Source organism: Nonomuraea sp. NPDC050536, assembly GCF_044457685.1.
Taxonomy (GTDB): Bacteria; Actinomycetota; Actinomycetes; order Streptosporangiales; family Streptosporangiaceae; genus Nonomuraea.
In genome coordinates this window covers 230,268-251,401 of the sequence record NZ_JBITHD010000015.1, presented here as the reverse complement: position 1 = coordinate 251,401, position 21,134 = coordinate 230,268, and the positions used below count along the sequence as shown (strand labels likewise).

The 21,134-nt window shown below is 70.1% G+C and carries 15 protein-coding genes and 1 pseudogene; 14 read left to right on the top strand and 2 right to left on the bottom strand.

The genetic code is table 11. From position 1 onward, the window contains the following. The first annotated feature begins 7 nt into the window (after positions 1-7). Genes ACIBHX_RS35730 through ACIBHX_RS35720 form a run of 3 tightly spaced genes read left to right on the top strand, consistent with a single transcriptional unit; the run spans position 8 to position 3,404 of the window. A complete protein-coding gene (locus tag ACIBHX_RS35730) occupies positions 8-628 on the top strand; it encodes a DsbA family protein (protein WP_397071838.1) in 621 nt (206 codons plus the stop codon). 9 nt (positions 629-637) lie between these two features. After that, the gene (locus tag ACIBHX_RS35725; protein ID WP_397071837.1) at positions 638-1,975 is read left to right on the top strand and encodes a DUF2254 domain-containing protein; all 1,338 of its coding nucleotides are present in this window, start codon (positions 638-640) and stop codon (positions 1,973-1,975) included. Positions 1,976-2,000: 25 nt separating this feature from the next. Next, a complete protein-coding gene (locus ACIBHX_RS35720) occupies positions 2,001-3,404 on the top strand; it encodes an aldehyde dehydrogenase family protein (protein WP_397071836.1) in 1,404 nt (467 codons plus the stop codon). Between the two features lie 56 nt (positions 3,405-3,460). Here ACIBHX_RS35720 and ACIBHX_RS35715 read toward each other — a convergent pair whose 3' ends face one another. Beyond that, positions 3,461-3,610 (bottom strand): hypothetical protein, encoded by a 150-nt coding sequence (locus tag ACIBHX_RS35715; protein ID WP_397071835.1) that lies wholly within the window; start codon positions 3,608-3,610, stop codon positions 3,461-3,463. Positions 3,611-3,870: 260 nt separating this feature from the next. On the opposite strand from ACIBHX_RS35715, the gene ACIBHX_RS35710 reads away from it, so the two are divergent. The 10 genes and pseudogenes from ACIBHX_RS35710 (at position 3,871) to ACIBHX_RS35665 (ending at position 19,499) form a co-directional block, all read left to right on the top strand. Next, a complete protein-coding gene (locus tag ACIBHX_RS35710; RefSeq protein ID WP_397071834.1) occupies positions 3,871-5,076 on the top strand; it encodes an ROK family protein in 1,206 nt (401 codons plus the stop codon). Then, positions 5,073-6,005 (top strand): carbohydrate ABC transporter permease, encoded by a 933-nt coding sequence (locus tag ACIBHX_RS35705; protein WP_397071833.1) that lies wholly within the window; start codon positions 5,073-5,075, stop codon positions 6,003-6,005. Before ACIBHX_RS35710 ends, ACIBHX_RS35705 begins: the two co-directional genes overlap by 4 nt. Further along, complete coding sequence (locus tag ACIBHX_RS35700) at positions 5,998-6,804, top strand: carbohydrate ABC transporter permease (RefSeq protein ID WP_397071832.1); 807 nt, start codon at positions 5,998-6,000, stop codon at positions 6,802-6,804. Before ACIBHX_RS35705 ends, ACIBHX_RS35700 begins: the two co-directional genes overlap by 8 nt. 14 nt (positions 6,805-6,818) lie before the next feature. Beyond that, on the top strand, positions 6,819-8,078 hold the full coding sequence (locus ACIBHX_RS35695) for an ABC transporter substrate-binding protein (RefSeq protein WP_397071831.1): 1,260 nt from the start codon (positions 6,819-6,821) through the stop codon (positions 8,076-8,078). A 64-nt stretch (positions 8,079-8,142) separates the two neighbouring features. After that, complete coding sequence (locus ACIBHX_RS35690) at positions 8,143-9,228, top strand: glycoside hydrolase family 15 protein (RefSeq protein WP_397071830.1); 1,086 nt, start codon at positions 8,143-8,145, stop codon at positions 9,226-9,228. Then, positions 9,225-9,698 (top strand): annotated as a pseudogene (locus tag ACIBHX_RS35685) (hypothetical protein); the annotation flags it as partial. The gene ACIBHX_RS35690 and the pseudogene ACIBHX_RS35685, both read left to right, overlap by 4 nt. Positions 9,699-9,755: 57 nt before the next feature. Further along, a complete protein-coding gene (locus ACIBHX_RS35680; RefSeq protein ID WP_397071877.1) occupies positions 9,756-11,564 on the top strand; it encodes a TIM-barrel domain-containing protein in 1,809 nt (602 codons plus the stop codon). Positions 11,565-11,577: 13 nt separating this feature from the next. Beyond that, positions 11,578-14,841 carry a TIM-barrel domain-containing protein gene (locus ACIBHX_RS35675; protein WP_397071829.1) on the top strand — a complete coding sequence of 1,088 codons (3,264 nt, stop codon included), beginning with the start codon at positions 11,578-11,580 and terminating at the stop codon, positions 14,839-14,841. Beyond that, a complete protein-coding gene (locus ACIBHX_RS35670; RefSeq protein ID WP_397071828.1) occupies positions 14,838-17,666 on the top strand; it encodes a TIM-barrel domain-containing protein in 2,829 nt (942 codons plus the stop codon). Before ACIBHX_RS35675 ends, ACIBHX_RS35670 begins: the two co-directional genes overlap by 4 nt. Before the next feature lie 165 nt (positions 17,667-17,831). Next, entirely contained in the window at positions 17,832-19,499 is a 1,668-nt protein-coding gene (locus ACIBHX_RS35665) for a protein kinase (protein ID WP_397071827.1), read from the top strand. Between the two features lie 32 nt (positions 19,500-19,531). On the opposite strand, the gene ACIBHX_RS35660 is transcribed toward ACIBHX_RS35665, so the two are convergent. Further along, positions 19,532-20,089 carry a DNRLRE domain-containing protein gene (locus tag ACIBHX_RS35660; protein WP_397071826.1) on the bottom strand — a complete coding sequence of 186 codons (558 nt, stop codon included), beginning with the start codon at positions 20,087-20,089 and terminating at the stop codon, positions 19,532-19,534. Between the two features lie 69 nt (positions 20,090-20,158). Here ACIBHX_RS35660 and ACIBHX_RS35655 point away from each other — a divergent pair, with 69 nt between their 5' ends. Continuing rightward, positions 20,159-21,106, top strand: coding sequence for a hypothetical protein (locus ACIBHX_RS35655; protein WP_397071825.1), 948 nt, complete (start codon positions 20,159-20,161; stop codon positions 21,104-21,106). The last annotated feature ends 28 nt before the right edge of the window (positions 21,107-21,134 follow it).

Genomic DNA, 21,134 nt, shown 5'->3' with positions numbered 1-21,134 from the left:
GCCCTGCGTGACTGAGAAGACTCCGGTAGACCTGTGGTTCGATCCTTTCTGTCCATTCGCATGGGTTACGTCTCGATGGCTTATCGAAGTCGAGAAGGTCAGGCCCATCGACATCCATTGGCACATCATGAGCCTCAACGTCCTCAACGAGGACAAGGACGTGCCGGAGGCCTACCGCGAGCAGATCGCCAGGGCGATCGAGCCCGTCAGGGTCGTGGCGGCGGCCCGCGCCAAGCACGGCGACCACGTGGTCGGCGCGCTCTACACCGAGCTGGGCACGCGCCTGCACAACGAACGGCAGATCAAGCGCCTGGGCAGGTTGCGTGAGACCGTCGAGGCCGCGCTGGAGGCGGCCGGGCTGGAGCCCGAGCTGGCTGACGCGATGGACTCCGAGGAGTTCGACGAGGCGGTCCGCGAGTCGCACAACGAGGGCATCGGCCTGGTCGGCCAGGAGGTCGGCACGCCGGTCATCCGCATCGGCGGCAACGCCTTCTTCGGTCCGGTGATCACCAAGATCTACCGGGGCCAGGAGGCGGGGCGGCTGTGGGACGGCGTGGTCGCGGTGACCTCGTTCGAGGACTTCTTCGAGCTCAAGCGGTCGCGCACGAAGACGCCCGCCTTTGGGTAAGCACCCTGCGTGGGGCGATTCGGGGGGATCGGCGCCTACCTGTCGCTGAAGCCGCGGGGCGAGCGCCTGCGGGACACGATCTGGTTCGTGCCGCTGCTGATGATGGTCTGTGCCTATCTGGCAGCGGTCACGCTGGAGCACGTGGAGGCCTGGATGGAGGGCAGCGCCACCGTCCAGGGCCTGCTGCGCGACACCATGCCCGACTGGGCGCTGCCGACCGACCCCCAGGTGGTGGCCGAGACCAAGGACGGGATCAAGAGCAGCCTGTCCACGCTCACCGGGGCGCTGATCAGCACGATCACTCTGCTCATCTCGGTCACCCTGGTGGCCGTGCAGCTCGCCACCTCCCAGATGGGGCCGCGGCTGATCGGCGACTTCCTGCGCAACCGCGTCGTGCAGGTCACCATCGGGCTGTTCATCGGCACGTGGATCTTCGGCAACCGCACCACCAGCTCGATGAGCCGCGACGTCCAGCTGCCCTACCTCGGCCACGTCAGCACCCAGCTGCTCACCGGAGCCTGCCTGATCATGCTGGTGCTGTTCGTCCAGGCCGTGGTCAGCGAGGTGCGCATCCCCGTGGTGCTGCCGCGGCTGGTGCGCGAGGTCGACCAGCTGCTGCCGCGCGACCTCGAGGGCGGGCGGATGGCGGCCCCCGCCGTGCCGGGCACGCGGGTGCCCGCCGCCCGCTCCGGCTATCTCGACTGGATCCACACCAAGGCGCTGGTGCGCTGGGCCAGGCGGCGCGGGACGGTCGTGGTGCTGGCCCGCGCGCCCGGCGACTTCGTCATCCAGGGGACGCCCATCCTGACGATGGCCTCCGGGGGCGAGCTGAGCAGGCGCGACCTGCGGCTGCTTGACCGGTGGATCACGCTGTGCCCGCTGCCGCGCACCGGCTCGACCGTGCGGGGACCTGTCTACCGGATCGTGGAGATCGCCCTGCGCGCGCTGTCGCCCGCGCTCAACGACACCAACACCGGGCTGGCCTGTGTGGAGTGGCTCGGGGAGGCGTTCAGGCGGCTGATCCCGATCCCGGAGGCGCCCGAGGGGCACACCGACAAGCAGGGCGCGCTGCGGCTGATCACCTGGCGCACCGACACCGCGGCGCTGGCCGAACACGCCTTCGGCATGATCAGGGTCTCGGCGAAGGACAACCCGGTGGTTCTCGTCCGGATCCTGCGAGTTTTCCGAGATCTGGGACATCTCCCGCTATCCGCGGCGCTTCGCCGTACCCTTCTGGAAGAAGGAGACCGAGTGCTGGCCACCGCTCGCGACCATGTGCGGCCGGCCGGCGATGTGCATGCGGTGGAAAAGGCGCACCGCGTGATGCGTCGTGCCCTCGCATTGTGACGGCAGGCGCGCGAGGATGGGGGCTATGCGTCAGCTGTACATCGGCGGTGCCTGGATCGCTTCTGTTTCGGGCAAGGCCATCGAGGTCGTCAACCCGGCCACCGAGGAGATCATCGACCGGGTTCCCGCAGGCGCCCCGGACGACGTCGAAGCGGCCGTGGCAGCGGCGAGAAAGGCCTTCCCCTCCTGGTCGGAAACGGCTCCGGCCGAGCGCGCCAAGCTCCTGGGAGCGGCCGCCGAACTGCTGAAGGAACGCGCGGGCGACATCGCCAGGACCATCGCCACCGACATGGGCTCGCCGCTGGGCTTCGCACTGAAGGTGCAGACGCTGATGCCGCAGGGCGTGCTCGCCTCCTACGCGCAGTTGGCCGAGAGCCACCAGCGCGAGTCGCGCGTCGGCAACTCGCTGGTCGTCAAGGAGCCCGTCGGCGTCGTGGCAGCCATCACGCCGTGGAACTACCCGCTGCACCAGATCATCTGCAAGGTCGCGCCCGCGCTGGCCGCCGGGTGCACGGTCGTGCTCAAGCCCAGTGAGGTGGCGCCGCTCGCCGCCTACGCGCTGACCGAGATCTTCCACGAGGTCGGGCTGCCCGCCGGGGTGTTCAACCTGGTCAGCGGCGTCGGGCCGGTCGTGGGCGAGGCCATGGCGGCACACCCGGAGGTCGACATGATCTCCTTCACCGGCTCCACCGTGGCCGGACGCCGGGTGGCCTCGCTGGCCGCGGAATCGGTCAAGAAGGTCGCGCTGGAGCTGGGCGGCAAGTCGGCCAACATCATCCTTCCCGACGCCGACCTGGGCACCGCGGTCAAGGTGGGCGTGGCCAACTGCTTCATCAACGCCGGGCAGACCTGCTCGGCCTGGACCCGGATGATCGTCCACCGCGACCAGTACGACGAGGCCGTCAGGCTGTCGGTCGAGGCCGCCAGGAAGTACACCGTCGGCGACCCCTTCGACGAGGCCACCCGCATCGGCCCGCTGGTCTCCGCCGCCCAGCGTGACCGCGTCGTGCACTACATCAACCGCGGCCAGGAGGAGGGCGCCCGCCTGGTCGCCGGCGGCACCGAGCGCATCTTCGACCGCGGCTTCTACGTCGAGCCCACGGTCTTCGCCGCGGTCGAGCCGGGGATGACGATCGAGCAGGAGGAGATCTTCGGTCCCGTCCTGTCGATCGTCCCCTACACCGCCGAGGACCAGGCCGTGCAGATCGCCAACGGCACCAGGTACGGCCTGGCCGGTGCGGTCTGGGCGGGCACCCAGGAGCGCGCGACGGCCGTGGCCAGAAAGCTGCGCACCGGTCAGGTGGCGGTCAACGGCGGCCAGTTCAACCCGCTCGCGCCCTTCGGCGGCTACAAGCAGTCGGGCGTGGGCCGCGAGCTGGGCGAGCACGGCCTCGAGGAGTTCTTCGAGATCAAGGCGCTGCAGCTCTAGCCAGCCCCGATCGAAACACGACAGCGCGCTCTGATCGCGCGTCGGTCACGCGGTACTCAGTCGCCCTGATCGCCCCGCCAGTCGCCCATGTGGTACCCGGTCGCCCTGATCGGCCCCCGCCACGCCCTGCCGCAGATCCGGCCGCGCCGCGCCCCCACCAGCTGGGCTCCGCGGCGACCGCGATGCGCGAGCAGCCCTACGGCCATGCCTCGAACCACGTGCCGCGGCGCCTTGGTGGTCCGGGCCATCGGGGTTACGCCGCGCCGTTGCGGTGAGCAACCGTCACCGACTCGCCGGAAGCGCCGGTCGCAGGCCCCGGGCCGGAGTGCGGCGGGCGGCCGGTGGCGGCGGCCTGCCGTAAGAGATGAAGAAGCTCACCCAGCGACAGACATCCGGGGGTTGACAGGGGGAGGGACTGGATCCATATTTTCATCACTAACTTTATTCCTAAAGAAAGTCCCTTCGCATGGTTGGCACTGATCGCGGGGACCTCACCAGGACGGCGATTCTCGCCCTCCTGGGCACGGTCGGACCGCTCAGCCGTACCGAGATCGCGCGGGAGCTGGACGTCAGCCCCGCGACCGTCACCCAGCTCACCCGCGAGCTCATCGGCTCGGGCATGCTCGAGGAGCTCGACCTCAAGCCGTCCAGGGGCGGGCGCCCGGCGCAGCTGCTCGGGCTCGTCGGCGACGCGGGCCGGGCGCTCGGTGTCAAGGTGACGGCCGACCACCTGGTCCTGGTGGACGTACGGCTGGACGGCGAGGTGCTCGGCTCGTGGGAGCGCCCCTTCGATCCGGCCTCCCCCGACGCGCTCGGCGACCTCGGCGGCGCGGTGGAATCCGTGCTCGGCGGGCTCGAGGAGGGCCCGCGGCTGCTCGGGATCGGCATCGGGGTCCCGGGCAGCGTGGACGACCAGGGCGTGGGCACGGTCAACGCGCCCACGCTCGGCTGGCAGGCGATGCCGGTGGGCGAGCGGCTGCGGCGCAGGCTGCACCTGCCGGTGCTGGTCGAGAACGACGTCAACGCGCTGGCGGCGGCCGAACGGCTGTACGGCAGGGGCCGCACCCATCCCGACTTCCTCGTGGTGACCGTGGGGCGCGGCGTCGGCGCGGCCATCGTGGCCGACGGCCGGGTGTATCGGGGGGCTCGCGGAGGCGCGGGAGAGTTCGGCCACCTGCCCGTCGACCCCGACGGCCCCCTGTGCGGATGCGGGGCGCGCGGATGCCTGGAGGCCCTGGTGGGCGCGGCCGGGCTGCTCGCGAGCGCCCGCTCGGCCGCAGGGGCGGCGGATACCGGCTTCGGCTCGGTCGCAGAGCTCGGTGAGGCAGCCGAGCGGGGCGACGTGGTGGCGCGCGAGGTCTTCGCCCAGGCGGGCAGGATCCTCGGCCGGGCCACGGCAGGATTGATCAACGTCATCGATCCCGAGGTCGTGGTGGTGCTGGGCGAGGGGACGGCCGAGTGGCCGTTCTGGCAGCCGGGGTTCGACCGTGCCGTGCGGGCGCATCTCTACCCGGGGCGCCGCGACATCTCCGTCGAGGTCGAGGGCTGGGACGACACCAGCTGGGCGCAGGGCGCGGCGGCGCTGGTGCTGGCGACCCCGTTCGACGCGGCGGGCGCCGCCGGAGAGCAGGGCCGCCTGGTCAGGGCCCGGCTGATCGGGGCCACGCCATGACCCTCACGACCGCCACTCCCCCGAAGACGACGCCCAGGCATGTGGCCGGGCCGCCGCGGCGCAGGCTGCGGTACGCGGGCACGGTCGCGGTGTTCCTGCTGCCGAGCCTGATCCCGCTGGTGCTGTACACGCTGATCCCGATGGTGGGCTCGTTCTGGACGAGCCTCCACGAATGGGACCTGATCACCGACATGCGCTGGGTGGGGCTGGGCAACTACATCGAGCTGCTCGGCGATCCGGAGACCCGCGCCGCCTTCCTGCACACGCTGTACTTCATCGCCGGATACCTGCCGCTGGTCTACGTGGGCGGGCTCGGACTGGCGATGCTGCTGAACACGGCGATGCGTGGCCGGAGCTTCCTGCGCGGCATCTACTTCCTGCCGGTGATCACCAGCTGGGTGGTCGTCGCGCTGATGTGGAAGTGGCTGCTCAACCCGGCCAGCGGCATCGTCAACTGGGTGCTCGGCGTGTTCGGCGTCACCGGCCCCGGCTGGTGGACCGACCCGAACTGGGCGATGCCCTCGATCATCCTGGCCTCGGCCTGGAAGGACCTGGGCTTCGTGATGATCATCCTGCTGGCCGGGCTGCAGGCGATCCCGCGCGAGTACCAGGAGGCCGCGATGGTCGACGGCGCGAGCGCGTACCGCCGCTTCCGCCACATCACGCTGCCGCTGCTGTCGCCGTCCACGTTCTTCGTGATCGTGATCTCGCTGATCAACGGCTTCCAGGTCTTCGACCAGGTCAAGATCATGACGAACGGCGGGCCGGGCGCCGCTACCCAGGTCGTCGTCTCCCAGATCTACGACCTGACCTTCAGGTACGGCAGGGCCGGGACGGCCTCGGCGCTGTCGTGGCTGCTGTTCGCCGTCGTGCTCCTGGTGACGATCGTGCAGATCAGGGGCCAGCGCAGGTGGGTGACCTATGGGTAGGACGCTGCGCTACCTGGTCGTCGGGCTCGGCGCGCTGGTGATGCTGTTCCCGTTCGCCTGGGCGGTCATCACCTCGCTCACGCCGGACGACGCGGTGCTGGCCGTACCGCCGGACTTCACCCCTGACAACGCCAGTTTCGACGCGTACGGCAAGCTGCTCGAGACGTTGCCGTTCTGGCGGATCGTGGTCAACAGCGCCTGGATCGGGGCGGCCTCCACCACGTTGCAGCTGATCACCTCGGCGATGGCCGCCTACGCGTTCGCGCGGCTGCCCTTCCCCGGGCGGGGCGCGCTGTTCGCCGTGTACCTGGCGACGCTGATGATGCCGCTGCCGGTGCTGGTCGTGCCGCTGTTCATCGAGATGCGCACGTTCAACCTGGTCGACACCTACTTCGCGCTGCTGGCGCCGACGATCGCCTCCGCGTTCGGGGTGTTCCTGCTGCGGCAGGCCATCAAGCAGGTGCCGAAGGAGTTCGACGAGGCCGCCGTGCTCGAGGGTGCCGGCCACTTCCGGATATTTCTGCAGATCGTGCTGCCGCTGATCAGGCCGGCGCTGGCGACGTTCGCCATCTTCGGCTTCATGGCCAGCTGGAACAGCTACCTGTGGCCGCTGATCATCATCAAGTCGCCGGAGTTCATGACGCTCCCGCTCGGGCTGGCCACGCTGCACGGCCAGTTCACCACGCAGTGGGACGTGGTCATGGCCGGTTCGGTGGTCAGCGTGGTCCCCATCCTCCTCCTCTACGTCTTCGCCCAGAAGCACGTGATCGCCAGCGTCGCCCAGAGCGGGCTCAAGTAAGAAGGAATCCCCCCATGCGCAAAACCAAGATCGCTGCCGGTGTCGCGGCCGTGGCCCTGCTGGCCACCGCGTGCTCGCAGGGCTCGGCCACCAAGGGCGCTACCAGCTCCGACGGCAAGGTGACGCTGCGGTACTTCACGTTCTCGGCCGCCCCCGACCACGTGAAGGACCTCGACAAGATCATCGCTGGCTTCGAGAAGGAGAACCCGAAGATCCACATCCAGGTGGAGACCGCGCCCTTCGACCAGTACTTCACCAAGCTCCAGACCAGCATCGCGGGCGGCACGGCGCCCGACGCCTTCGAGCTCAACTACGAGAACTTCGTCACCTACGCCTCCGCCGGTTCGCTGCTCGACCTGAACACCGTGGCCGGCGACGGCGACCCGTCGGTCTACGCGCAGGAGTCGCTGAACGCCTTCAAGCACGACGGCAAGCAGTACGCGCTGCCCGCCTCCTTCTCCACGGTCGTGCTCTTCTACAACAAGGACCTGTTCAAGAAGGCCGGGGTCGCCGAGCCCACCGCCGACTGGACGTGGAAGGACGAGCAGGCCGCCGCGGCCAAGCTGACCGACAAGAAGAAGGGGATCTACGGCGACTTCCAGCCGGTCCAGTTCTTCGAGTTCTACAAGACGCTCAAGCAGGCGGGCGGCGAGTTCCTCACCCCTGACGGCAAGAAGTCGGCCTTCGACAGTCCCGCCGGAGTGAAGGCGGCCACCTGGCTGGCCTCCAAGGTCGGCAAGACCATGCCCACCGAGGCGGAGATCGGCGGCACCGCCGACTACGACACCAACCTGTTCAAGTCGGGCAAGCTCGCGATGTGGCACAACGGGATCTGGCAGTTCGCCGGACTGAAGGACGTGCCGTTCGGCTGGGACGTGGTCGTCGAGCCCGGTGACGCGGCCAAGGCCAGCGCGGTCTTCCACAACGCGGTGGCCGCCTCGTCGACGACCAAGCACGGCAAGGAGGCCTGGGCCTGGGCCCGGTACCTGTCCTCGTCCGGCACGGCGGCGACCACGCGGATCGAGTCGTCGTGGGAGCTGCCGCCCGTCTCCGACCAGTCGGTCCTGTCCGGCTACCTGAAGGACCCCAAGCCGGCCAACCGGCAGGCCGTCTTCGACTCGCTCAAGTCGATCGCGCTGCCGCCGGTGATCAAGCGGCAGCAGGAGATGCAGGACGCCGTCACCAAGGAGCTGGGCGAGGCCGCCGCCGGCCGCAAGCCGGTCCAGGACGCGCTCAAGTCCGCCGCCACGGCCGTCGACGCCCTGCTCGGCTGAGCCCGCGCCCCGCGGCGGCAGGCCGTACAGCCAGGAAACCCACTTCTTCAGGAGAGCAGCACCCGTGACCCTCGTGTCGCACAGCCTCGACGTCATCAAGAGGTACCAGTCCGCCGGCGGCGCCTATCCGGCCTCGCCCACCTTCTCCGCCTACCGCGGCTACTCGTGGCTGCGGGACGGGGCGTTCATCGCCGAGGGGGTGAGCAGGCACGGGGACCGGTCCGGTGCGGAGGCGTTCCACGCGTGGTGCGCCCGCGTGATCAGCGACCGCGCCGGGCAGGTGGACTCACTGGTCGCGCGCTCCGAGCGCGGTGAGCGGGTTTCACCGGCCGAGATGCTCCCCACGCGCTTCACGCTCGACGGCGTGGACGGCGACGACGACTGGTGGGACTTCCAGCTCGACGGCTACGGCACCTGGCTGTGGGCGCTGCGCGAGCACTCGCAGCGGTACGGCGCGGCCGTCGCGGGCACCGAGAAGGGGGTCAGGACGGCGGCCCGCTACCTGACCGCCTTCTGGGACCTGCCGTGTTACGACTGGTGGGAGGAGCACGTCGAGCAGCGGCACGTGGCGACGCTCGGCTCGATCCACGCGGGACTGCGTGCGGCTGTCGCGCTCGGCGTTCTCTCCCCGGCGGAGTCGGCGGCCGCCTCGGAGGCCGTGGCGGGCATCGAGGCGCTGGTCTCGGCGGACGGGGTGGCCGAGTCCGGATATCTCATGAAATGGCTGGGCAATTCTGCCGTGGATGGGAGCCTGCTGGCCTGCGTGGAGCCGTTCGGGCTCTACCCGGTGGGCCACCCGGTGGGCGAGGCGACCGTTCGCGAGGTCGAGAGGCAGCTGGCCGTGGAGGGCGGTGTCTATCGCTACCTGGCCGACACCTTCTACGGCGGCGGGCGGTGGGTGCTGCTCGCGGGCTTCCTCGGCTGGAACCACGCCCGGGCGGGCCGCCGCGAGGAGGCCCGGCGCTACCTGGACTGGATGGCCGCCCAGGCGGACCCCTCGGGGGACCTGCCCGAGCAAGTTTCCGACCGGCTGCTCGTCCCCGGGCGCGAGCAGGAGTGGGTGGAGCGCTGGGGCCCGGTGGCCAAGCCGCTGCTGTGGTCGCACGGCATGTACCTGATCCTCGCCGACGAGCTCGGAGTCACCTCATGATCCGACACCGCCCCTACGGCTCCGGCCACCCTTACGCCGAAACCGAAGACCAACGAGTCCCCACCCACCCCTTCGACGGCAACCCCGTAGAGCTACGCGTCAGAGCCTCCCCCAACGTCACCTCGATCGTGTGCGAGTGGGTAGAGACGAGCAACACCGAGGCGCTCAATGCCGGGGCGCAGCCAGCAAGCGTCGCGGAAGCAAGCGCCGCCGGGGCGAAGCCAGCCGAAGCGAGCAAAGCCGGGGCGAGCGAAGCGACGCCTACCCCGGCGGTGCTCACCCTGCGCCGGGTCGGCGAGGAGGGGGGCGGTGGGGCTCGGCGCAACTCGGTCAGCGAGGACGCGGGCACCAACGACGTGAGCGCCATGGATGGCGGGCATCTGGCGGCGGCGCAGGCTAGGGCGGCGCGGGATCAAGCTGGGTCGTGGCGGGTTACGACGCCGCCCGTCCGGGAGGGGAAGCGGTATCGGTATCGATTCACCGAGACGGATGCTGAGGGAGCACGCCGTACCACGAGATGGTTCGAGGTGACGGCCGCGAGCTGGAGCGACAGCGGCGGGAAGCTGCACGGCGAGCGGATCGTCCCGGGCAGCGTGCGCTGGCTGAGCGACGGCGACCGGGTGCTGCGGGTGCGGTTCGAGATCGCGCTCGAGCCGGAGGAGCACGTGGTCGGCTTCGGCGAGCGCTACGACGCGGTCGACCAGCGCGGCAGGTCGCTGGACGCGGTGGTGTTCGAGCAGTACAAGGCGCAGGGCGCGCACGGCAGGACGTACCTGCCGATGCCGTTCGCCCTGGTCGTCGGCGGCGCCGAGCCGTGGGGGTTCCACCTGGAGACGACCCGCCGCACCTGGTACGACATCAAGGACACGATCACGGTCGAGGCCGAGGTGGGGCCCGAGGCGGAGCTGTTCGTCAAGACGTACGGCGAGGCCACCCCCGCGGGCGTCCTCGGGAGGTTCCTCGACGACGTGGGCCGCCCGACCGAGCTGCCCGCGTGGGTCTTCCGGCTGTGGGCCAGCGGCAACGAGTGGAACACCCAGGCCCGGGTGCTGGCCGAGATGGACAGGCACCGCGAGCTCGACATCCCGGTGGGCGCGCTGGTGATCGAGGCGTGGAGCGACGAGACGACGTTCACGGCCTTCCGCGGCGCGCAGTACGAACCCTCCGAAGAGCCGCACGCCTACAAGGACTACACCTTCCCGGCAGACGGCCCGTGGCCCGACCCCAAGGGCATGGTGGACGAGCTACACGAACGGGACATCAAGGTGCTGCTGTGGCAGATCCCGCTGCAGAAGATGCGCCCGCATCCCAGGCACCAGGCGGCCGTCGACGCTCGGCAGATCCTGGACAAGTCCGTCAGGGAGGCTGACGGCAGGCCGTACCGCAACCGCGGCTGGTGGTTCCCGCTGGCGCTGATGCCGGACCTGTCGGTCCAGGAGGTGCGCGACTGGTGGACGGCCAAGCGCGCCTACCTGGTCGAGGAGGTCGGCGTCGACGGCTTCAAGACCGACGGCGGTGAGCACGCCTGGGGCCATGATCTGCGCTACGGCGACGGCCGCCGCGGCGACGACGGCAACGGCCTGTTCCCCGTGCACTACGCCCGCGCCTTCGGCGACCTGCTGCGTGAGCACGGCAAGCCGCCCGTGACGTTCAGCCGGGCGGGGTTCGCGGGATCGCAGCCCCACGGGGCGTTCTGGGCGGGCGACGAGGACTCCACCTGGGAGGCGTTCCGCTCCTCGGTCAGGGCCGGGATCACCGCTTCGGCCTGCGGGATCGTGTACTGGGGCTGGGACCTGGCCGGGTTCTCCGGCGAGATCCCGCCGGCCGAGCTCTATCTGCGGGCGGCGGGCGCGGCGGCGTTCATGCCGATCATGCAGTACCACTCGGAGTTCAACCACCACAGGAAACCGTTCAACGACCGGACGCCGTGGAACATCGCCGAGCGGACCGGGGACGACCGGGTGATCCCGGTGTTCAGGCGGCTGGCCAAGCTGCGCGAGCGGCTCGTGCCGTATCTCTCGGAGCAGGCCCGTCAGGCGATCGCGACCGGCGCGCCGCTGATGCGGGGGCTGTTCTTCGACTACCCGGCCGACGCGCGGGTGTGGGAGTTCCCGCTGCAGTACAAGCTGGGCGACGCGCTGCTGGTGGCACCCGCGATCTCGCCGGACATCTCGGAAATGTCGGTGTATCTCCCTGAAGGCGACTGGGTCGACGTGTGGACCGGCGAGGTCCTGCGCGGCGCCCGTGAGGTCGTCCTGCCCACCCCGATCGACCACCCGCCCGTGCTCTGCGCGGCGGAGCACTGGCCGAGCCTCTCCCCTGTGTTCGCCGTCTGAGAGGAATTTCTCCGTGTCCCGGTTACGGTCGGGCCTCATCGTCGCGGTGATGGCCCTGCTGGCATCGCTCGTGTCCGTCCCCGCCTACGCGCTGGACGGCGTCCACCACAACCCCACCGGCGTCGACGACCTCTACTCGACCGAGCCGACCGAGCGCGCCCCGCGCGACCCGATGGCCGGGGACCAGGTCTGGATCAACGCCACGACCTGGCCGATCGAGTCGGGCCAGACCGTCTGGGTCACCTGGACCAAGAACGGGGTCAACCAGACCCCGATCGGCGCGGCCTGGGACCACAACAGCGGCAACAACTCCTACTGGAAGCTCAACCTGGGCAGCTTTTCCCGCGGCGACAAGATCTCCTACACGGTCAACGCGGACGTGAACGGGGGCGGGCAGAAGAGCACCGGGCCGTTCTCGTTCACGGTCACTTCGTGGAGCACGGTCACGAACGTCACCGGGTACACCGACAACGGCACGTCGGTGGATGTCACGACCGGTGACAGCGCGGGCTCGTTCACGCCGAAGATCCGTTTCGCCTTCCCTGCGCTCGACCGGTTCCGCACGCAGATCGCGCCCAGCGGTCAGGGGCTGAACATCTCCGGCGTTTCCGGATACAGCGTGACGGACTCGGCGGGCACGCTGACGATCTCCACCAGCTCGCTCGTGCTGAAGATCCAGAAGTCGCCCTACCGGCTGTCGGTCTACAAGGGCGACGGGACCACGCTGATCACCCGGCAGTACGACCCGGCGGTGTTCAGGAACATCGGCTGGGCCAGCGACGGGGCCACCACGATCACGAAGATCGAGGACCATTTCATGTCGCCGGCCGGCGAGCGCTTCGAGGGCTTCGGCGAGCGGTACGACCGCCTCGACCAGCGTGGCACCGACGTGCACAACTACGTCTACAACCAGTACAGGGACCAGGGCACGACGCGCAGGACGTACCTGAGCGTGCCGTTCTTCCTGAACTCGGCGGGCTACGGCGTCTACATCCCCAGCACCCGTTACGCCATCTTCAACCTGAACACCCATCTGAGCGATCTGGCCGGGTTCACCGTGGACACCGGCGGCGCGCTCAGCTCGACCCTGGACTACCACTTCTTCGCCGGGACCCCGGCCGAGATCGTGGACGACTACACCGCCGTGACCGGCCGCCCGCAGCTGCCGCCGAAGTGGGCCTTCGGCGTGTGGATGTCCGCCAACGAGTGGAACACGCAGACCGAGGTCACCAACGAGCTCAACAACGTCACCACCTACAAGATCCCGCACACGGCGATGGTGCTGGAGCAGTGGAGCGACGAGGCCACGTTCTACGTGTGGCACGGCGCCACGTACACCCCCACACCGGGCAGCGGCAAACTCTCCTACGCCAATCTGACGTTCCCGGCGGGCGGGGAATGGCAGGACCCGAAGGCCATGGTGGCCAACGCCCACAGCAAGGGGATCAAGATGATCCTCTGGCAGATCCCGGTGTTCAAGGAGAACTTCGACACCAACCCGCCCACGGCTCCGCAGCAGCACCTCAACGACAAGGCCTACGCCGAGGCCCAGGGGTACGTCGCCAAGAACCCGACCAACGGCCCCTACCGGATCCCGACCGGGCAGTGGTTCGGCGACTCGATGGTCCCCGACTTCACCAGCACGGCCGCCACCAACTGGTGGATGAGCAAGCGCGACTACCTCGTCGACGACATCGGCATCGACGGCTTCAAGACCGACGGCAGCGAGGCCGTCTTCGGCAGGGGCGTCCAGTTCGCCGACGGCCGCAAGGGCGACGAGATGCACAACGCCTACCCCAACAGCTACACCAAGGCCTACGACTCCTACGTCAAGGGCAAGAACCCGAACGGCACGATCTTCAGCAGAGCCGGTACGGCAGGCGCCCAGACCACCGGGATCTTCTGGGCCGGCGACCAGAACTCCAGCTTCTCCGCCTTCCAGGAGGCCGTCCGGGCCGAGATCTCGGCGGGGCAGTCGGGCGTGCCGTACACGGCCTGGGACCTGGCGGGCTTCACGGGCACCTTCCCGAGCGCGGAGCTGTACCTGAGGGCGGCGGCGCAGGCGACGTTCTCGCCGATCATGCAGTACCACTCGGAGAAGTCGAACCCCTCGACCTCCGAGGCCAGGACGCCGTGGAACGTGCAGGCCAGGACCGGCGACACCAGCGTCATCCCGACATTCCGTAAATTCGCGAATGTGCGGATGAACCTGATCCCGTACCTCTACACCGAGGCCAAGGCCGGCTCCACGACCGGGTCGCCGATGGTGCGGGCGATGAGCTTCGCCTTCCCCGGCGACGCCACGGCGGCGGCTCAGGACCAGCAGTACCTGTTCGGCTCGCAGTTGCTCGTCGCGCCGATCACCACGCAGGGCGCCACGTCCAGGAACGTCTACCTGCCGGCGGGCGAGTGGTACGACCTGTGGAACGGCGGGCGTTTCACCGGCCCCGGCACCAAGACCTACAACGCGGCGCTGGACACGATCCCCGTCTACGCCCGGCCGGGGGCGATCATCCCGCTGAACCTCAACGCCGACTACGAGCTCGGCGGCGAGATCGGCAACAGCGTCGACACCTACACCAACCTCGTCTTCCGGATCTATCCCTCGGGGTCCTCCTCGTACTCCTATTTCGAGGATTCGGCGAACGCGAGCCGTACCATCTCCTCCGCCGAGAACTGGGCGGGGCACACGGAGACCGTGACGGTGCCGGCGCTGACGACCACCAGCACGCTGCAGGTGGCGAGCACGAAGCCGACGTCGGTGACGGGCGCGACCGCGCGGGCCACGCTGGCCGACCTCAAGGCGGCCTCCGAGGGCTGGTGGTGGGACCCGGTGCGGCAGCTGACCCACGTCAAGCTGGCCGGTTCCGCCTCCAGCAGGACCGTCACGCTCAACGGCGTCGACAAGGCCGCCTACGAGGCGGAGTTCGGCACGGGCAGCGGGACCTCCACCAACGCCGACCACCCCGGCTACACCGGCACCGGGTTCGTGGACGGGTTCGCCGAAGCGGGTGACTCGGTCACCTTCCAGGTCAACGCGGACGCCTCCGGTAGCCACCAGCTGAAGTTCCGCTACTCCACCACGGTCCCGTCGACCCGGACGATCTACGTGGACGGCACCGGCGTCGGCACGCTGTCGCTCCCGGCGCTGGCCAACTGGGACACCTGGGGCACCGCCACGCTGACGACCTCGCTGTCCGCCGGTTCCCACAGCGTCAAGATCGCCTACGGCTCCGGCGGGATCAACCTCGACAACCTGGTGGTGGCGCGGCCATGAGACGAGTCCTGCTCCTGCTGAGCGCCCTGCTGTTACCGCTGTTCGTCGCGCTGCCCGCGCAGGCGGCGGTGCAGCGGGTCCAGTTCACCTCCGGCTCGGCCTACCTGATCGTCGAGTTCCTCGACGACGACCTCGTCCACTTCGAGCTGGCCGACGGGACCGGCCCGGGCACCGGATCGCCGATCTTCACCACCGCGCAGGTGGCGAAGAAGGACTACACAGGACCCACGAGCTTCACCCAGAACGGCAACACCCTGACGACCGCCTCGATGAAGGTGGATGTCGCGCCCGCGACCCTCTGCGTGACTGTGTCCGACCCGGCCAGGCAGCTCTACCAGGCCTGCCCGCGCAACCTCAGCCAGGCGTGGAAGGGCCTGACGATCACCAAGGGGTCGATGCAGAACGCCTACGGGCTGGGCGAGCAGTTCTTCACGGGAGGCAGCGCCGACGGCGACTGGGTGGGACGCGACCGCACGCCCGGCGGGAACTACGGCAACGCCATGGCCTACGACACCGACAACGGGCCCGTCGGCAACGCGCAGATCCCGGTGCTGTTCGCCGTCGGCGCTGCCAACCTGAACTACGGGCTCTTCCTCGACCAGGTCTACAAGCAGGAGTGGAACCTGACCGGCGACCCGTGGACCGTGGACACCTGGGGCGACCAGGTCCGCTGGTACACCATGACCGGGCCCGACCTGACCGACCTGCGCAAGGACTACCTGGAGCTGACGGGGCGGCCGCCCGTGCCGCCCAAGAAGGCCTTCGGGCTGTGGGTGTCGGAGTACGGCTACGACAACTGGGCCGAGATCGACAACCGGCTGTCCGCGCTGCGCACCGACAAGTTCCCCGTGGACGGGTTCGTGCTGGACCTCAACTGGTTCGGCGGGGTGACCGCGGGGTCCGACAGCACCCGGATGGGCACGCTGTCGTGGGACACGGCCAACTTCCCCAACCCCACGGCGAAGATCTCCTCGCTCGCCTCGAACGACGGCGTCGGGCTGATGACGATCGAGGAGTCCTACATCGGCAGGAACAACCCCGAGCACGCCGACCTGGCCTCGCGCGGCTACCTGGTCAGGGCCGGCTGCTCGTCCTGCTCGGCTGCCTACCTGACGACGAACGACTGGTGGGGCCGCGGCGGCATGATCGACTGGACGCAGGACGCCGCGGGCGACTACTGGCACACGCTCAAGCGCCAGCCGCTCATCGACCAGGGCGTCCTGGGCCACTGGCTCGACCTGGGCGAGCCGGAGATGTACGACTCCACCGACTGGACCAGCGGGGTGCTGCCCGGCAAGCACGCCCACGCCGACTACCACAACCTCTACAACCTCAAGTGGGCCGAGAGCATCGCGCGCGGCTACGCCTCCGGCACCAAGCGGCCGTTCATGCTGGCCCGCTCGGGCGCGGGCGGCATGCAGCGGTACGGCGTGGCCATGTGGTCGGCCGACATCGGCTCCAAGCTGACCGCCCTGGCCCAGCAGCAGAACGCCCAGCTGCACATGTCGATGTCGGGCATCGACTACTACGGCTCGGACATCGGCGGATTCCGCCGCGAGATGCTCGACTCGGACCTGAGCGAGCTGTACACGCAGTGGTTCGCCGACGGCTCCTGGTTCGAGGTGCCGATCAGGCCGCACACCGAGAACCTGTGCAACTGCGCGCAGACCGCGCCCGACAAGATCGGCAACGTCGTCAGCAACCTGGCCAACCTGCGGCAGCGCTACGAGCTCGCGCCGTACTACTACTCGCTCGCGCACCGGGCCTACCGGTACGGCGAGCCGGTAGTGCCGCCGCTGGTGTACTACTACCAGAACGATCCCAACGTGCGGGAGATGGGCCACGAGAAGCTCGTCGGGCGCGACCTGCTGGTCGGCGTCGTGGCCGGCAAGGGCGAGCGGTCGCGCACCATGTACCTGCCCGCGGGCGGCTGGTACGACTACGCCACCGGCGAGAAGCTCACCAGCACCGGGCAGTGGTTCAACGACCGGCCGCTGTGGGTCAACGGCGTCTTCCGGCTCCCCGCCTTCGCCCGGGCCGGCGCGATCATCCCCAAGATGTTCGTGGACGACAAGACCATGAACGTGGTGGGCAAGCGCACTGACGCGAGCACCCGCGACGAGCTGATCGCCCGCGTCTACGCCGACCCGGCGTCCTCCGGCTTCACCCTGTACGAGGACGACGGGACCAGCACCGGCTACCAGAGCGGCTCGGTCCGCACCACTCAGCTTTCGCAGCAGCTCAGCGGCTCGACCGCGACCGTCACCGTGGCGGCCTCCAGCGGCACCTACACCGGCGCGGCCGCCTCCCGGCAGAACGTCGTCGAGCTGGTCGCCGACACGCAGGCCTCGGCGGTCACGCTCAACGGCGCGGCGCTCACGCAGTACCCCACCAAGGCGGCCTTCGACGCGGCCTCAAGCGGCTGGTACAACGCGGGCGGCAATCTGGTCGTGGCCAAGTCCGCGGCGCTGGCGGTGACGTCGGCCAAGACGTTCGCCTTCACGCTCGGGCAGGCGCCGGTGTCTGTCACCTTCCGCTGCGACAACGGCACGACCGTCGCGGGGCAGTCGGTGTACGCCGTCGGCAGCGTGCCCCAACTCGGCAACTGGTCGGTCGCCAGTGCCGTCAAGCTCTCCCCCACCTCGTATCCCACCTGGACCGGCACGATCACCAAACTCCCACCCAACACCGCGGTGGAATGGAAGTGCATCAAACGCCAGGAAGCCAACTACCCCGACACGGCGGACCAGTGGCAACCAGGGCCCAACACCACCGTCACCACCCCCGCCACCGGCCCCGGCGGCACCACCACCGCCACCTTCTAACCCCCAAGCGCCCTCCCCCGCCCCCAGGCGTCCCGGGAGGGCGCCCCCATGTCCTACAGGGCGGGGAAAGTGGGGCGAAGGTTGGGGAAATGCGCGGGTGGGGACGTGTGGGGCTGGTGATCGGTCGGCCGGTGCGGAGGGCTCGGCGATGTTAGCCTCGGAGACGTGCTCGGTGCCGGAACCACCCTCAACGGCCGCTATGCGCTCACCGACCGTCTGGGCGGCGGCGGCATGGGCGAGGTCTGGCGTGCCCAGGACACGGTCCTGACGAGGACCGTCGCCGTCAAGGTGATGAACGCGGCGCTGACCGAGAACGCCACGTTCGCCCGGCGCTTCCAGAACGAGGCCCGCGCCATGGCCACCCTGAGCCACCCGGGCGTCGTCGACGTCTACGACTACGGGGTGTGCGAGGTCGAGGGCCGCCGGGTCACGTTCCTGGTGATGGCCTACGTCGAGGGCGAGTCGCTGCACGAGGTGCTGCGGTGGGGCCCGATGACGCCCGAGGCGACGATGCGACTCGTCGCGGCGGTGGCGGACGCGCTGTCCGCCGCGCACGCCCGCGGCATCGTGCACCGCGACGTCAAGCCCGGCAACCTGCTGATCAAGGACGACGGCAGCCCGGTGCTCGTCGACTTCGGCATCGCGCACTCGGCCTCGGCCCAGCTCACGGCGACAGGAGCGATGCTGTGCTCAGCCGCGTACTGCGCGCCGGAGATGGCCACGGCCAGCGAGGTCACGCCCTCCGTCGACGTCTACGCGCTGGGCGTGGTGGCCTACGAGTGCCTGACCGGCCGCCTGCCGTTCGAGGGCGAGACCCCGGTGCAGATCATCTACAAACACCTGCACGCCCCGGTCCCGCCGCTGCCGGACGCGATCCCCGAGGGCCCGTGCCACGTCGTGACGCGCGCCATGGAGAAGTCCCCCGAGCGCCGCTGGTCCTCGGCCGCCCGCCTCGCGGAGGTCGCCCGCCACGCCGCCACCCACCCCGCCCAGCCCTCCGCCGTCCTCACCTCAGGACCGACCGGCCCGGCAGGCCCAGCCCTCCCGGCAGGTACGGCAGGCCAGGGCGAGAGCGAGCGCCCGGGCAGGGGCCGCGCGCCGCGCACGGGACAGGGCGGCTCGTGGACGACGGGCGCAGGCCGCGGCTCCGACGAGGCCGAGGGCTGGACGACCGGGCCGAGCCAGGGCGCCCGAGGCGGCGTCGGCGCGTGGACACCCGGTCAGAGCGCGGGTGACGGGTGGCATGCCGAGATAGGTGAGAGTACAGGAGACGCGGGGCGGACCGCGGCCGGTGAGGACGCGGGACCTGGAGCCGCCAGGACGGCCGCGGCCGGTGAGGGCGGGCACGGCCGCGCGGCCACAGGTGGCGCGCGGACGATGGAGGCCGGGGACGACCCGCGGTCGTCCACGGGGCGGCGGGCGCTGGTGGCGTCACTGGCCATGGCGGCCGCCGTGGTCGTGACCGCGGCGGTGACCGCCTCGTCGTTGTGGATGCGCCCGGCTCCGGCCGACGAGGAGACTCGCGTCTACTCGCCGGAGATCTCAGCCACGACGGCGCCGACGCAGGCCGTACCGCAGAACAAGAAGCACCCGGCCGCGCCGCCGCCCAAGGAGTCGCCCAAGCCGCACCCGTCGGGCTCGCACTCGGCCAGCGCGACGCCGACCGCGACGGCCACGCCCACGGTGAAGCCCACGGTCACGCCGACGACCCACCCCACGACGCCGACGGCCGCGCCGTCGAGCCCAGGCCCGGAGGAGCCGCCCGACAGCGAGCCCCCGGTGACCGACCCGCCGGGCGACGTCCAGTGCGTCAGGACCCCCTGCCACCCGTAACCCGGCACAGGCCCAGGGCGTAGCCGCCGGGGTCAAGGTTGCAGGGTCACCGACAGGGCGGGCGCGTGGACCGGCTCGTCGTCGGCGGAGGAGAAGCGCTTCCAGGCGAAGGAGTCGGCCTCGTCGGCGGCGCGCAGCATGATCGAACCGGTCCTGGAGGCGTCCTTGGCCCAGTCGCGCACCAGTTCTGTCACGTCGGCCTCGACCCAGCCGTCGGCGCACTTGTCGCCGAAGCCGGTCGTCTGGATGGAGGCGGCCCGCAGCGCGATGGGCGGCGGCCCCGGCCAGCGGGTCGCCCGGGTGGCGGACGGCGCCGACCACACCTCCCAGGAGCGCGACCGGCACGACCAGGAGTGCTGGTTCCACAGCCGTAGCGTGGCCGTGGTCAGCGTGCGGCCCTCGAGGGCGGTGGTGTCGAAGGTCAGGAAGGACCTGGCGACCGACGTGCCGTTGAAGCCCAGCTTCAGCTCAGGCTGCTTGGACTGGTCGTCCTCGTAGTCTTGTTGGACGAAGGTGTCGAAGACGGGCTTCAGTTCGATGGGCCCATCCACGGGTGCAAGCAGCGACATCGCGGTCAGCATGGTCAGCATGTGCCGGAGCGTATGCATGCCGCACCCCTGCGGTCGTCGGACTTTCCCGGCTCATGAGAGAGTGATCACGTGGATACGACTCGTGACCTGCTGATCGCGCTGGCCAGGCGGTACGCGTTCGCGGATCTCGGCGCACTGGCCCGTGACGAGGTGGTGGCGGGCGTGTGCGAATTCGGCCAGCGGCTGCTCTCGCTGGACGCGGAGGACTTCGCCGTGGAGGCGAGAGCCGTACCCGCCGACCTGCGCAGGCAGGCGCGGGCGTGCCACATGCCGCAGACGCCGCGCGAGCAGCCGCGCGGGGCGCTGGAGTCGCTGCGTCCCGTGTACGGCCTGCTGCTCGAGGTCATCGCGATCCGGTGGTTCAGGCGGGAGCTGAGCCCGCTGATCGCGGCCGTGCACATCGCCGGCGAGTATCTGCCGCTGCTGGCCTTCGAGCCGCACCTGGGCCACGCGGGCGACCCGGCGCGCTGGCCGGAGGGCCTGAGCGCGACGGGCAGCAGGTTCGGCGTGATCGGCGACAGGGAGTGCGACCACACCAAGTCCGAGCAGTCGGCCACGAACCGGACGCTGCGCGTGGCCCAGGAGCCGCCGGAGGGCTGGCGCGCCTACTTCGACCGCCAGCACAGCCAGGTGGCCGGCGCGGTGGCGGTCTGCGTCGCCACCTGCCGCAACCCCTGCACGGCGATGCACTGGATCGATCCCGAGCCGCGCGCCGACCTGGCCACGCGCGCCCGCACCGCGCTGGCCTTCGCCGAGACTCCGCTGGTACGGCTGCGCCACGCCGCGCCCGTGGGCCACGGGTTCGGCGTGCCGTCCCAGGAGGAGGTGCTGGAGGCCTGGGAGCGCAGCCGCTTGGCGCTGGACAAGAACCCGATCGGGACGGCGGCGATGAAGGACGACGGCTTCCCGCTGCCGGGACTGGCCTCGCTGTTCTCGGCCGTCGCCACGGTGCCCATCGTGCCCGCCACCCTGTTGCGGGGCGTGAGCGAACACGTGGTGAGGCTGCTCGAAGGCTGATCGCGGGCGGCTCCCTGCGCGCCGTAGC

What these genes read in the sequence shown, in the direction of transcription:
- ACIBHX_RS35660 (WP_397071826.1), bottom strand. Translation starts at nt 20,089, where the DNA reads ATGCTGACCATGCTGACCGCGATGTCGCTGCTTGCACCCGTGGATGGG.
- ACIBHX_RS35695 (WP_397071831.1), top strand. Translation starts at nt 6,819, where the DNA reads ATGCGCAAAACCAAGATCGCTGCCGGTGTCGCGGCCGTGGCCCTGCTG.
- ACIBHX_RS35705 (WP_397071833.1), top strand. Translation starts at nt 5,073, where the DNA reads ATGACCCTCACGACCGCCACTCCCCCGAAGACGACGCCCAGGCATGTG.
- ACIBHX_RS35700 (WP_397071832.1), top strand. Translation starts at nt 5,998, where the DNA reads ATGGGTAGGACGCTGCGCTACCTGGTCGTCGGGCTCGGCGCGCTGGTG.
- ACIBHX_RS35715 (WP_397071835.1), bottom strand. Translation starts at nt 3,610, where the DNA reads ATGGCCGTAGGGCTGCTCGCGCATCGCGGTCGCCGCGGAGCCCAGCTG.
- ACIBHX_RS35720 (WP_397071836.1), top strand. Translation starts at nt 2,001, where the DNA reads ATGCGTCAGCTGTACATCGGCGGTGCCTGGATCGCTTCTGTTTCGGGC.
- ACIBHX_RS35710 (WP_397071834.1), top strand. Translation starts at nt 3,871, where the DNA reads ATGGTTGGCACTGATCGCGGGGACCTCACCAGGACGGCGATTCTCGCC.
- ACIBHX_RS35670 (WP_397071828.1), top strand. Translation starts at nt 14,838, where the DNA reads ATGAGACGAGTCCTGCTCCTGCTGAGCGCCCTGCTGTTACCGCTGTTC.